Source organism: Streptomyces sp. NPDC032940, assembly GCF_040636935.1.
Classification (GTDB): domain Bacteria; phylum Actinomycetota; class Actinomycetes; order Streptomycetales; family Streptomycetaceae; genus Streptomyces.
This window is the reverse complement of sequence record NZ_JBEZVJ010000009.1, coordinates 14,594-27,100: the sequence shown is the minus strand read 5'-3', so window position 1 is coordinate 27,100 and position 12,507 is coordinate 14,594. Positions and strand designations below refer to the sequence as shown.

General features: G+C 69.3%; 10 protein-coding genes. 1 reads left to right on the top strand and 9 read right to left on the bottom strand.

All coding sequences use genetic code 11. From position 1 onward, the window contains the following. Positions 1 to 226 precede the first annotated feature (226 nt). On the top strand, positions 227 to 1,552 hold the full coding sequence (locus AB0E77_RS14300) for a diacylglycerol kinase family protein (protein WP_361569686.1): 1,326 nt from the start codon (positions 227 to 229) through the stop codon (positions 1,550 to 1,552). Positions 1,553 to 1,681: 129 nt separating this feature from the next. Here AB0E77_RS14300 and AB0E77_RS14295 read toward each other — a convergent pair whose 3' ends face one another. The 9 genes from AB0E77_RS14295 to AB0E77_RS14255 form a co-directional block, all read right to left on the bottom strand. Continuing rightward, on the bottom strand, positions 1,682 to 2,548 hold the full coding sequence (locus tag AB0E77_RS14295) for a phytanoyl-CoA dioxygenase family protein (protein ID WP_361569685.1): 867 nt from the start codon (positions 2,546 to 2,548) through the stop codon (positions 1,682 to 1,684). Positions 2,549 to 2,725: 177 nt separating this feature from the next. Continuing rightward, complete coding sequence (locus AB0E77_RS14290) at positions 2,726 to 4,330, bottom strand: transporter (protein ID WP_361569684.1); 1,605 nt, start codon at positions 4,328 to 4,330, stop codon at positions 2,726 to 2,728. Then, positions 4,327 to 4,560, bottom strand: a complete 234-nt coding sequence (locus AB0E77_RS14285; protein WP_219179076.1) for a hypothetical protein — start codon at positions 4,558 to 4,560, stop codon at positions 4,327 to 4,329. The genes AB0E77_RS14290 and AB0E77_RS14285 overlap by 4 nt, the downstream gene beginning before the upstream one ends. Before the next feature lie 158 nt (positions 4,561 to 4,718). Continuing rightward, a complete protein-coding gene (locus tag AB0E77_RS14280; protein WP_361569682.1) occupies positions 4,719 to 5,819 on the bottom strand; it encodes a phosphotransferase family protein in 1,101 nt (366 codons plus the stop codon). Beyond that, entirely contained in the window at positions 5,819 to 7,057 is a 1,239-nt protein-coding gene (locus AB0E77_RS14275; RefSeq protein ID WP_361569681.1) for an acyl-CoA dehydrogenase family protein, read from the bottom strand. Before AB0E77_RS14275 ends, AB0E77_RS14280 begins: the two co-directional genes overlap by 1 nt. Before the next feature lie 29 nt (positions 7,058 to 7,086). After that, positions 7,087 to 7,869: an SDR family oxidoreductase gene (locus AB0E77_RS14270; protein ID WP_361569679.1), complete on the bottom strand. Its 783-nt coding sequence runs from the start codon at positions 7,867 to 7,869 to the stop codon at positions 7,087 to 7,089. Between the two features lie 3 nt (positions 7,870 to 7,872). Then, the gene (locus AB0E77_RS14265) at positions 7,873 to 9,552 is read right to left on the bottom strand and encodes an AMP-binding protein (protein WP_361569677.1); all 1,680 of its coding nucleotides are present in this window, start codon (positions 9,550 to 9,552) and stop codon (positions 7,873 to 7,875) included. Between the two features lie 42 nt (positions 9,553 to 9,594). Further along, positions 9,595 to 11,151, bottom strand: coding sequence for a long-chain fatty acid--CoA ligase (locus AB0E77_RS14260; RefSeq protein ID WP_361569675.1), 1,557 nt, complete (start codon positions 11,149 to 11,151; stop codon positions 9,595 to 9,597). Between the two features lie 99 nt (positions 11,152 to 11,250). Beyond that, positions 11,251 to 12,507: an aminotransferase class III-fold pyridoxal phosphate-dependent enzyme gene (locus AB0E77_RS14255; protein ID WP_361569674.1), complete on the bottom strand. Its 1,257-nt coding sequence runs from the start codon at positions 12,505 to 12,507 to the stop codon at positions 11,251 to 11,253.

The window sequence follows — 12,507 nt, the reverse complement described above, 5'->3', positions numbered from 1 at the left end:
CCCCTCGTCAGTGGGGGCCAGCCCCTCAGCTGTCTCGCGCCGGGGTTCGACGCGCTCGACTGACCGGCTCACCCGTACGGGCGTCCGGGACGCACTCGGCCAGGGGCGCTGGGCCAGGCTGGTGAGGCAGAACGGATCAGAGCCCCTTCAGGAGACGGCCATAGACAGGACACGAAAGGCACGGCCGCGGGCCGGGCTGGCAGCCCGGCTGCTCGCGTGGTTCGCCGTGGCGGCGGCAACCGCCGCCGTGGCAGTGCTGCTGCTCGCGCTGAGCGGGGGCGGACTGCTCGTGGTCATGGCCGGGATCCTCGGGCTCGTGGTCTGCGCCGCAGGCATCTGGTGGCTCGTGGCCCGGCGCGGTCTCGTGCGGCTGCTCGGCGCGTTCGTGGCCGTCGGGGCGCCGGCCGGAGTGCTCGTGTTCTATGCGCGGAGCGGTCTGTGGCTGATCGCGTTGATCTCCAGCCTGTGCTGGGCGACGGCGGTGACCTGCGGCCGCACGGCGCTGCACCGAGCGCGGCCGCCCCGGTCGCAGCGGCCCGTACGCGCACGTCCGCCGAGGCGGGCGGTGCTGATCATGAATCCGAAGTCGGGCGGTGGCAAGGTCGCCCGCTTCGACCTCGTGAAGCGGGCGGAGCGACTGGGCGCGCGGGTGATCCTGCTGGACCCGTCAGCCCCGGTCGACGTGGGCGGACTGGCCCGAGAGGCCGTGGAAGACGGTGCCGACCTGCTCGGTGTCGCCGGTGGCGACGGTACTCAGGCACTGGTCGCGGCCGTCGCCGCCGAACACGGACTGCCGTTCCTCGTGATCTCCGCGGGCACTCGCAATCACTTCGCCATGGATCTCGGCCTCGACCGCGCCGACCCGGCCCGCTGCCTCGATGCCTTGACCGACGGCGAGGTGATCCGGGTCGATCTCGGCGACGTCTCCGGCCGTCCCTTCGTCAACACGGTGTCCTTCGGCGTGTACGCGGACATCGTGCAGAGCCCCGAGTACCGCGACGACAAGACGGGCACCGCCCTGAAGCTGCTGCCGGATCTGCTGGCCGGGGAGGGCGCGGGACGGATCGACGCGTGGGCGGACGGTACCCGGCTCGCGGACCAGCAGGCACTGCTGATCAGCAACAACCCGTACGTCTCGGCCGACGAGCTGAGCGGCGGCGGGCGCCGGCCCGTGCTCGACGACGGTGAGCTGGGTGTGATCGGGATCAGGGTGGAGAACGCGGCACAGGCGGCACAGCTGGCCCTGTGGGGCTCACAGGCGCCGGGGCTCGCCGTGATGACCGCGCGGCGGGTCGAGGTGACGGCCGGGGAACCGCAACTCCCCGTGACGATGGGCGGGGAGGAGACGCGGATTCCGGTGGCGGTCGACGGGGAGGCGCTGTGGTTGCGCACACCGGTCGTGTGCTCGGTACGGCCCCGCGCGCTACGGGTGTTGCTGCCACGCGACCCCCCCGGCGCACCACCCACAGCGCCCCCTGTCGACTGGCGGAAACTGCTCGCCCTCGCGTGCGGTCCCGCCGAGCGCACAGCATTCGGTGAGAGCCGCACTTGACGGCAGCACGGTCCCTGCCTTCCGTGGTGAGCCCCGTGCCTCGCTGCGACGCTGCGCGAGCCCTTTGGGCCCATCCATCCAATCGGCAGAGGCAGCTGGCCAGGGCACGTGAGTCGATCGGGTCGGCTCTCAGAGTGCGAGGTAGTCGCCCAGGTCGGCGTAGTCGACCTGCCACAGGCCAGGAGAGCCCGTCGGGTACTGGGACCGGAACCCGAGGATGCGTTGGACACGGGGCGAAAGCGTTCTGGCGAGCTCCATGTCGATCAGGAAGGGGTACGCCTCTTCGCCGGTGAGGAAGCCCGGATTGAGGGCGAAGGCCACAGCCCGCCGGTACTCGTCGCTGGTCTGGTTCGCGCCGCCACCGTGCGCGGTCTTGCCGCTGAACAGAAGGGCGTCTCCGGCGTTCATGATCGCTGAAACTGTCTGCTCAGGAGTTCCGCGATCCTCGAAGTCGCTCCAGTGGTTGCTCCCGGGGATGACTCGGGTGGCGCCGTTCTCCTCCGTGAAGTCGGTCAGGGCGATCAGGAAGTTGAGGGTGACCTCCGGACCGTCGGGCCCCATCCCGATGAAAGGGAACCAGTTCTCCAGGTCCCGGTGCAGCATCTGCGCCTGGCTGCGGGGGCCGATCTCGATCACCTGCGCGGTGGTCATCCAGTACGTGCCCGACTCCGGGAGGAAGATCCGGTCGCAGACCTCGTGGACCAGGGAGTGTTCGAGGATCTCGCTGCGGAACGTGGCGCTGTGCGTGACCAGGTTGGTGAGGCGCTTGGTGTTGCTGCCGTGGAACGCGGCCACCATTTCGTTCTCGTGGGTCGAGCCTGGGCGAAGCGCCTGCATCGGCGGCTCGATCTCGGCGTTGAAGCGGTTCATCTGCTCGTTCGTCAGGAAGTTCCTGACGATGACGCCTCCGTCGCGGGTCAGGAGCTTGAGGATCTCGTCCGTCGGCGTGTCAGTCTCCACCGACGGCAGGGGCTGGCGCTGCTTCTGTGTCGTCATGTGCCTTCTCTCCCTCGACGTCCTTGCTGTTCCTGTGGCTGGTGGCGCTACTTTCACCACCCACGACCGCCGGCGAGAACGACAGCGAGCACCTGCCTCGCTCGGGCCCGGTGCACGATGCACACGCCGGTCGCACCGCCGCTCTCCCACGGTTGTCGAGTCAGGAGTCAGGGCGTGTCACTGACTCCGTGCCTCCCTCAACGCCGTGCGCCGGGCTCGTGCGGCCCTTTCCCACGGTCGCGCGCTGCCGAGCCATCCGAGGAGGAAGGCTGCCGGGACGGAGATCAGCCCGGGGGTGTGAAGCGGGACCAGGTTGAAGTCCTGGTCCGGCAACAGCGCGTACTTCGTCCCGGACACAGCCGGGGAGGCAAGGGTCAGGAGTGTGCAGAGGGACAGCCCTCCGTAGACGAGCCACAGCAGCCCTCGGCGGTTGAAGCCGGTCCACAGGAAGGAGTAGACGAGTGCGGGGAACACACAGGTGGCCGCGAGACTCAGCGAGAAGGCGAGGAGGAATTCAATGGGGTAGCGGTACAGGGCGGTGGCGAGGAGAAGGCTGACGGCACAGAGCGCGACAACGGACAGTCGCGTGATGGCCAGCTCTCCGATGCCGATCCTGGAGCGGCCCTTCTGCCCGAACAGGTCGCGGGCCACGGAGACGGCGGCGGCGAAGGTCACGCTCGCCACGGCTGTGAGGACGGCGAGGAAGGCGACACAGGCCACGAGGACGATGACCACGATCCGGCCCGTGGAGTGGTGGGGGAGGACCTCCGATGCCAGGAGGATCGGGGCTCCCTGTCCCTTCACGTCGACGACCCCGATCTGTCCGCTGCCCACCACCGCGGCAGCGGCGACACCGGCTGTGATCAGGAGCAGGTAGAAAAGGCCGGTCAGCCCTACGGCGACGCTCAATGAGCGTCGCGCGGCGGACACGTCCCGACTGGCGCTGACCCGCAGGAGCAGGTGGGGCATCATCGCGGTGCCGAGGATGACGACGATGTGGTCGCTGATCGTGCCGAGCGGACCGAAGTCGGCGGTGTGCGCCCACAGCCCGGGGCTGAGGTAGTCATCCGGCGACATGCTCTTGTCCATGGCGGCCGACAACAGCGATTCAGGACTCCAGTCGAGCAGGCGGAGCGCCAGCAGGGTGAGTGCGGCGAGCGTCGCCAGGGCTATGGGAACCTTGGCGACCTGTATGAAACTGGTGCCGCGCAGATCGGCCACTCCTGCGAAGCATGTGATGAGGAATCCCATCAGTACCGTGCACACCACCTGGGCCGTCTCGGTCGGCATGCCGATCAGAAGAGTGGCGGTGATGCCGCCGGCCCGCAGTTGGACCATGAGCAGGGGTACGGCGATGCACAGCGTCACCACCGCACCGGCGATCCGCGGTCCCGGCCCTTCAGCACGCAGGGCGAACAGCTCACCGAGGGTGTAGCGGCGGGTCGCGCGAATCCTGGAGGCGAGGAGCAGGAAGACACCGAGTGCGAGGGCACTGTCGACGGCGGTCGAGACACCGTCGTAGCCGAAGAGGGCGATCGCTCCCGGCAACGAGACCAGGATGACGACCGTGATCTGTTCCCCCGCCATCGCGACGCCGTTGAAGACGGGCGGGAGAGACCGGCCGGCGACGTAGAGGCGTTCCGGATCGTCGTCCTGAGTGGCGAGGGTGAAGACCCACAGGAGGCAGAGGCCGATGAAGACGAAGAAGGCGGTGATCACCGCGCCCCTCGCGGCGGAGCCGATGAGGTCGGGCGAGCCGACGCTCAGGAGGAACGTCGTCACCACGTGCCCCCGACCGAACGAGAGGCAGCGGTCGTCGCCGGGGCCGGCTCGCACGAGGACGCGGCCCGGCTCTCGTACCACCACGTCCCGCCGACGAGGACGACGAGCTGCGAGAGCGCCCACGCCATGCCGAGGGTGAGACGTCCGTACACGGAGATCTCACCGAGGGTCGTGGAGCAGGAGAGCACGACACCGACGGCGAGCGGCAGCGCGTTGACAGTGACCAGCACTCGTGTGTCACGGGGGGAATGCCGGGAGGAAGCGGAGGGCACGAGATCTCTCTCTGAAGAAAAGGGAAGACGGACACGGCGCGAGGGGTCGTGGAGACGGTCGCAGCCGTTGAGGACGAGCGTTGGAGTCGGGCGGCTGTACCGGGACGCGGCGGGTGTCAGCGGCGAGTGGTCGCCGTCAGGCCGGCGTATCGCCCCGCCTGCTCCAGCAGTCGAGGGACACCCGTTTCGAGCGACGGCCCGAAGGTCTTGTCGTGGGGGCGCTCCCCACGCTGCCAGCGGGTGTAGATGGCCTCGCAGAAGATCGCTGCCTTCCACAGTGCGAGGGTCTGGTACCAGGGCAGCGGGGTCAGATTAAGGCCCGTTCGGGACTCGTAGCGCTCTGCCAGTTGGCGCCGGGTGAGGTAGCCGGGCGACCGGGTCACCCGGGTGAGCTCGAGCGGGGTGGCAGGGCTGCCGGCCTCGGAGTAGGTGGCGGTGAGGTAGCCCAGGTCCGCGAGCGGGTCACCGAGCGTGGCCATTTCCCAATCCAGGATCGCGAGGACCCTGGCCGGCGCCTGGGGTGCGAACATGAGGTTGCCCATGCGGTAGTCGCCGTGCACCACCGATGCCGCCTGGCTCGGCGGGAGGTTACGGCCGAGCCAGTCCCCGACGCGCTCCACCGCGGGCAGGCTGCGTGTGGTGTTGACCTCCCACAACCCGTGGAATCTGTCGACCTGGCGCCGGAGATACCCCTCGGGGAAGCCCAGGGAGGCGAGTTCCGCTCCGGTCACGTCGATGCCGTGCAGGGCGGCGAGGGTGTCGACGACCGCCTCGCTGGTGGCCCGGCGCTGTTCGGCGGGGGAAAGACGGGGCGGGATCGTGTCGGTGATGACGATGCCGTCGAGCCTGGACATGAGGTAGAATGGCACCCCCAGAAGCGACTCGTCCTCGCATACCGCGATGATCTCCGGCACCGGCACTCCGTGGCTGCCAAGGATTTTCTGGACACGGGCCTCGCGCATCATGTCGTGCGTCGATTTGGGCAACGGCGGGCGCGGTCCACGGCGTAGTACGACGCACTCACTGCCTCGCTGGAGCAGGTAGGTGATGTTGGAGTGGCCGTCGCCGATGCGCTGCCACGCGAGCGGACCGCTGCCGATGCCGTGTGTGTCGAGGAAGCCGGTGACCGCGTCGAGGACCAGGAGTGGAGGGCTGTCGAGGTGACGGGCCCCGTCCCAGCTTGCGACGACCTCCACGCCGTCGGGGACGGTGTGCATCACGAGCCTCCGTTCCGGCCCACGACAGCGTCGCCCCGGTACCGCTCACCGGCCTGGACCGCTGCGCTGCGGCCGGCCGATGCCCGGCGGGCGATGGCCCACCGGTGGGTCTCGTTGGAGCCGTCGTAGATCCGGAACGGGCGGACCTCGTTGAGGTACTGCGCCAGTGGAAGCCCGTCGGAGACCCCGTCCCCTCCGCAGATCTGGACGGCACGGTCAACCACCCGGAAGACCGCCTCCGAGCAGTGCACCTTTGCCACCGACGACATCGCCGAACCCGCCTTCGGGTCACTGTGCAGCAGAGCCGCGGTCTTGTCGACGATCGCATCGGAGGTCTCGATGTCGATCACCGACTCGGCGATGAGGTGCTGTGCCAGGCCGAGCGAGTCGATCGGGCCGCCGAACAGTTCACGCCGCGCGGCCCGGTCCAGCGCGATGTCGTGCGCCCGCCGCGCCAGCCCCAACCACCGCATGCAGTGTGTGAGACGTGCGGGTCCGAGCCGTACCTGCGCGTACCGGAATCCCAGCCCCACCTCGCCGAGCACCGCGTCGTCGGCGACGAAGCAGTCCTCCAGGTGGAGGTGCGGGTGACCGCCGTCGATGGAGCGGTCGACGGTGTGGATCGCCTCGCCGACCCGGATACCGGAGTTCGTCATGTCGACGAGGAACATGGTGGCCCCTTCGGGGGAGCCGTCGACGGCCGGCGTCCGCGCCATCACGATGCAGAACCCGGCACCGACAGCCCCGCTGGTGAACCGCTTGTGGCCGTCGATGATCCAGCCGCCGTCGGCGCGCACGGCTGTGGTCCGCAGCGCCGCCGGGTCGGACCCCGCTCCGGGGTGTGGCTCGGTCATGCCGAAGCACGACCGGACGTCCCCCGCCGCCAGAGGCGCGAGATAGCGCTCCTTCTGCCTCACGGTCGCGATCAGGTTGAGCATGTGCATGTTCCCCTCGTCGGGTGCCATGCAGTTGAGCGCCACGGGACCGATCGGCGAGTAGCCGGCCTCCTGCAGGATCGGTGACCAGTGCTCGATGAGCAGGCCCCGCCCGCCGTACTCCGTCGGCACGAGCGGTGCGAAGACACCGGCCTCCTTCGCCGCGGCCTGCAGGCGGTCACGGGCGGTCCGGTCGAGGCGTCCGCCCGGTGCGGGCTCGGCGTCGATGACGACCTCGCGAATGAACCGGCGAGTACGCTCACGCAGCTCCGCGATCTCCGGCGGAAGGTGAGGGAAAGTCATGGTTGTCCTTTGTCGGATGGGCGCGGTCGTCACGCGGTACCGCCGGCGACCGTGAGGCCGCCGTCGACGGTGAGGATGTGGCCGGTGACCCAGGAGGAGTCCTCCGAGGCCAGGTACGCCACGGCGGAGGCGATGTCGGAGGGCACGCCCAGACGCCGCAGGGGGTAGGCGGCGGCCACCTCGGTTTCCTTGCCCTCGTACAGGGCTTCGGCGAACCGGGTCTTGACCACGGCGGGTGCCACCGCGTTGACACGGATGTCCGGGCCGAGCTCGACTGCCAGGGTCCTGGTCAGGTGGGACACCGCCGCCTTGCTCACGCCGTACAGGCCGATGCCGGGCGCGGGGGTCTCTCCGGTCACCGAGGAGAGGTTCACGACGGTGCCTCGGCGTTCGGTGAATCCGAGCTTCGGGTGGGCCACGGCGTCCTGCACCCAGGCGAGGGTGGCGAGGACGTTGACCTCCAGCACCTTGCGGGCGACATCGAGGTCCAGGCCGACGACGGGACCGTACGCCGGATTGATGCCCGCGTTGTTCACCAGGATGTCCAGTGCGCCGAACTCGCGCGCGACGCTGTCGAAGACTTCGCGGCGGTGCTCGGGGTCGTCCGCCTTGCCGGCGACGGTGATGACGCTGCTCCGGGGAAGAGCAGCGGCGGCCTCTTCGAGCGGTCCGCCCTTGCGCGCGGTGATGCACACGCGCGCCCCTTCGGTGACGAGCCGCTCGGCGACGGCGAGGCCGATACCCCGGCTCGCTCCGGTCACGATGGCGATGTGGCCCGAGAATCGCCCCTGGTTGGTGTGGTTCGCGCTCAACGATCAGTCCTTGGAGGGTGGTATCGGCCCGGCGACGTCGATGCGGCGCAGTTCGGCACGCCGGATCTTGCCGCTCTGCGTCTTGGGCAGGTCGGCGAGGAAATGGACCTCGCGGGGACACTTGTAGGCGGCCAGACGATCCCGGGCGAAGGCGATCAGCTCCTCTGCCGTGGCGTGCAGGCCCGCCTTGAGCGAGACGTAGGCGACGACGGTCTCGCCGCGGTACGCGTCCGGCTGCCCGACGACGGCTGCCTCCAGCACCGCCGGGTGCTCGTACAACGCGTCCTCGACCTCACGTGGCCAGACCTTGTACCCGGACACGTTGATCTGGTCCTTGAGCCGGTCCACCAGGTAAACCCAGCCCTGCTCGTCGATGACGGCGACGTCACCGGTACGGAGCCGGCCCTCCGGCATCGTCTGGCGGGTGGCCTCGGGCTTGTCCCAGTAACCGGGCACCACCTGCGGCCCGCTCAACTCCAGTTCGCCTTGTTCCCCGCTCGGCACCGGGTCACCGTGCGGGTCCACGACGCGCGCGGTGAGGTGCGGCAGGGGCTTGCCGATGGAGAGCGTGCCGCTCGGCAGATGCACGGGGGCACTGTCCCCCGGAGGCACGGCGATGACGGCGGACGTCGTCTCGGTCATCCCGTAGCCGTTGTGGAGGTAGACGCCGAATCGCTCCTGGAACCGCTCGACCGTGGCCGGGGGGATCGGTGCGCCGCCTGAGTACAGGGCCTTCACCGACGCGAAGTGCTCCGGCCTGGCCTGCGGCAGCTCGTAGAGGGCGTTGTACGCGGTGATGGAGCCGATGGTGTAGGTCACCCGGTGCTCGGCGAAGGCGTCCAGGGCGACTGCGGGATGGAACCGGCCCGTGAGGACGAGCGTGGTGTCGGTGAGCAGGGAGATCGTCGCGTTGACCACCGCGCCCGTGATGTGGAACAGCGGGGCGACGGCGAGCACGACGTCCCCTTCGCTCACACCCATCCACGACGCGCACGTCGCCACCACGCTCAGGACGTTGCTGTGGGTGTTCATGGCACCCTTCGGCGGCCCTGTCGTTCCCGAGGTGTACGTCAGGAACGCGACGTCGTCGCGGGTCAGCTCCACGGGTGAGGGGCTGCGGCCCTCGAACTCGCCGATCAGGGCCACCAGGTCGCCGTCCGGTGCCGGAGCGTGGCGCTCCGTCGTCATGAAGACCCGCGGATCGTTCCTCGACTGGTAGTCCAGTGCCGACGTGCTGACCAGCCATCGGACCGTGCTTCCCGCCAGCGTGCCGAGCGTTTCGTGGACGTCCGAGTCCGCACAGACGACCCCGACTGCCCCGGAGTCGTCGATGATCCGGCGCAACTCCTGACGCCGATACATCGGATTGAGCCCCAGTGCCGTGGCCCCCAGCTTCCACAGGGCCAGCAGCACCAGCGCGTACTGCGGGATGTTCTGCAGGTACACGCCGACGCGATCACCCCGGCCGGTTCCGCGGGCCTCGAACGCGGCAGCCAGGGCGTCCGACGCCGCGTCCACCTCCTGCGCGGACAGAGCGCCGTCGAAGAATCGGAGCGCTGTGCCGTCCGGGTTCCTCGCCACGCGTGTCTTCCAGGCGGCCACGAGCGAGTCGGGGCCCGTGCCCGTCCCCGTACTCAGCCCGTCGGGGGACGTGCCCGTCCGCCGGTTGTCATCCACTGTCATCTGCCGTCCTTCCCACCCATGTTCATGCGCGTGGCGTGCCGGTCACGTGAGTTCGCGCTTGAGGATCTTTCCGGTGGACGTCATCGGCAGGGTCTGCACGATCTCCACGATGCGCGGGTACTTGTAGCCGGCCATCTGCTCCCTGCCCCAGGCGATCAGCTCGTCGGGACGGGCCTGGGCGCCGCGGTCGAGGATGACGAACGCCTTGATCTCCTCACCGTGGCTTTCGTGCGGCACGCCGACGACCGCGGCCAGGCTGATCGCGGGGTGCGTCATCAGGACCTCCTCGATCTCGCGCGGGTAGACGTTGAAGCCACCACGGATGATCAGGTCCTTCGCCCGGTCGACGATGTAGTAGAAGCCGTCCTCGTCCCTGCGGGCCAGGTCACCGGTGCGGAACCAGCCGTCCCTGATGGCATCGGCGGTGGCCTCGGGGCGGCCGTGGTAGCCCTTCATGACGTTGTGGCCCTTGACCGCGATCTCGCCGATGGCACTCCCTGTGCCGTCGTCCTCGACCTCCGACCAGTCCGGCGTGACGAGCTTGACCTCCACGCCCCAGATCGGCACACCGATGGAGCCGGGCCGGGGCTCTCGCGCCGGATCGCTGAAGGTCACCACCGGAGAGGTCTCGGAGAGGCCGTAGCCCTCCAGGACCTGGACGCCCAGTCGCTCCCTGACCTGCTTGATGAGATCGGCGGGGAGCGAGGCACCCCCGGAGACACCGACGCGCAGGTTCCTGGCGATCCGCTCGACGTCGACGTCGTCGGTGAGCGCCTGCAGCAGGCCCCACCACATAGTGGGGACGCCCGCGAAGAAGGTGATGTCCTCCTGCCGCATCAGGGACACCGCCTGCCGGGCGTCGAACCGCGGCAGCAGCACCAGTGTGCTCGCCGTCGAGAAGCCGGCGTTCATCTGCACGGTCGCGCCGAAGGAGTGGAACAGCGGCAACACGACCAGGTGGGTGTCCAGGGCGGGCCGGTTCTCCAGCAGCCGGTTGCACGCCAGGGCGTTGAGAACGAGGTTGGCGTGGCTGAGTTCGGCGCCCTTCGCCTGTCCTGTCGTACCGCTCGTGTAGAGGAGCACGGCCGGGTCGTCCCCCGACGTCGCGATGCTGTCGAACGTCGTCGCAGTACCTTGCAGCGCGGCGCCCATGGTCTCGACGCCCTCGATCGGGCTTTCCGCCTCGGGGCTGGCGGTGACGAGGAAGAAGTGCTCGCAGCCCGGGGTCTCGCTGAATCCGGCGTGTCCCTCCGCGCCCATCGGCAGGCCGGCATCACCCTCGAAGCAGAAGTACGCCTTCGCCCCCGAGTCGGCGAGATGATAGGCGATCTCCCGGCTCTTGAGCAGGATGTTGAGTGGTACGACGACGGCGCCGGCCTTGAGAATCCCGTAGTAGACGATCGGGAAGTAGGGCACGTTCGGGCAACTGATCGCGACCTTGTCGCCGGGCCAGATGCCCCGGTCGACCAAAAGGTTGGCGACCCGGTTGGCGGCTGCCTCGACCTGATCGTAGGTGAGTCGCGTCGTGCCGAGGACGACGGCGTCCCGGTTCGGGTGTGTGCGGGCGGAGTCCTCGAGCAGGGTCGAGAGGTTCAACATGGTGTCTTCCGGGAAGGTGGACCGGGCCAGGCCGCGGGGGAACAGAACACGCGGCCTGGCCCGGAGCGGTTGGGGATTGCGCGCGGCTGGAAGCGGACGTCACAGCCGCCGCAGCAGCCGGTCGAGGGCCTCGGCCGTCGCCTCGATATCGGCGGTGGTGTGTGCCGTGCTGATGAAGACCTTGCCGGACGGCATGAACAGGAAGCCTTGACGCAGCATCTCTTCGAGGATCACGGTCCAGAGCCCGCTGGTCCCGTGGAGTCCGGTGGATCCACCGGCGGGGACGTACTGGAGGAGCGAGCCGACCCGGTTGAAGCGGCCGAAGTCGGCAGATGAACCGAGAGCGCCGCCGACGAGAGCTTCGAACTCGGACGAGGTCCGTTCGAGCAGCTCGTAGACCGAGGGATCGGCCAGGGCGCGCATCGTCGCCGCGACGGCCGCCAGTGCGACCGGGTTGGCGTTGAAGGTTCCGGCGTGCACGACGCCGGCCGTCACCTGATCGACCAGTTCGGCCCGGCCGACGACGGCGCTCTGGGTGAAGCCGCCGGCCATCGCCTTCCCGAAGACGGACAGGTCGGGCAGCACACCATACTTCTCGGCCGCCCCTCCCCGGGCGATCCGGAATCCGGCGATCACCTCGTCGAAGACGAGGACGACGCCGTGCCGGTCGCAGAGGGCTCGCAGGGTCGACAGAAACTGCGATGAGGGTGCTTCGACGCCCGCGTTGCTCATCACCGGGTCGACCAGCACGGCCGCGATGTCGCGCTCGGCGGACTCGCTCAGCAGGCGCTCGGCCAGCTGTACGTCGTTGAAACGCGCCACGACCAGATCGTCCAGAACACTGGCCGACTGTCCCGGTCCGCCAGGGGTGGCGGGGCGGTCGCAGTCGTCCTCGGACATCCCGGCGTACACGGTGTCGTGCCAGCCGTGGTAACTCTTGGCGAACTTGAGGACGCGGCGCCGCCCGGTGGCGGCTCGCGCGAGGCGCAGCGCCACCTGCACCGCTTCGGTCCCCGTGTTGCTCCACAGCAGTCGCTCGCCGTGCGGCACGGCCTCGAGAACCGCTTCCGCCGCGAGATACTCGAGCGGGTGGCCGGTGCCGACGACCTGCATCTTCGCCGCGACCTCGGACACCTCGGACACCACGCGCGGGTCGCCGTGACCGAGGACGAGCGGGCCCCAGGCCATCACGTAGTCGACGTACCGGTCGCCGTCCAGGTCCCAGACGTACGCGCCCCGCGCCTCCCGCACGAAGAGCGGGTGGGGAGGCATCGCGGCGCGCAGGCCCGACCCCACACCTCCGCCGACGCTGCGGCGGGCTCGCTCGAAAGCCGAGCGTGATGATTCCAGGGCCAT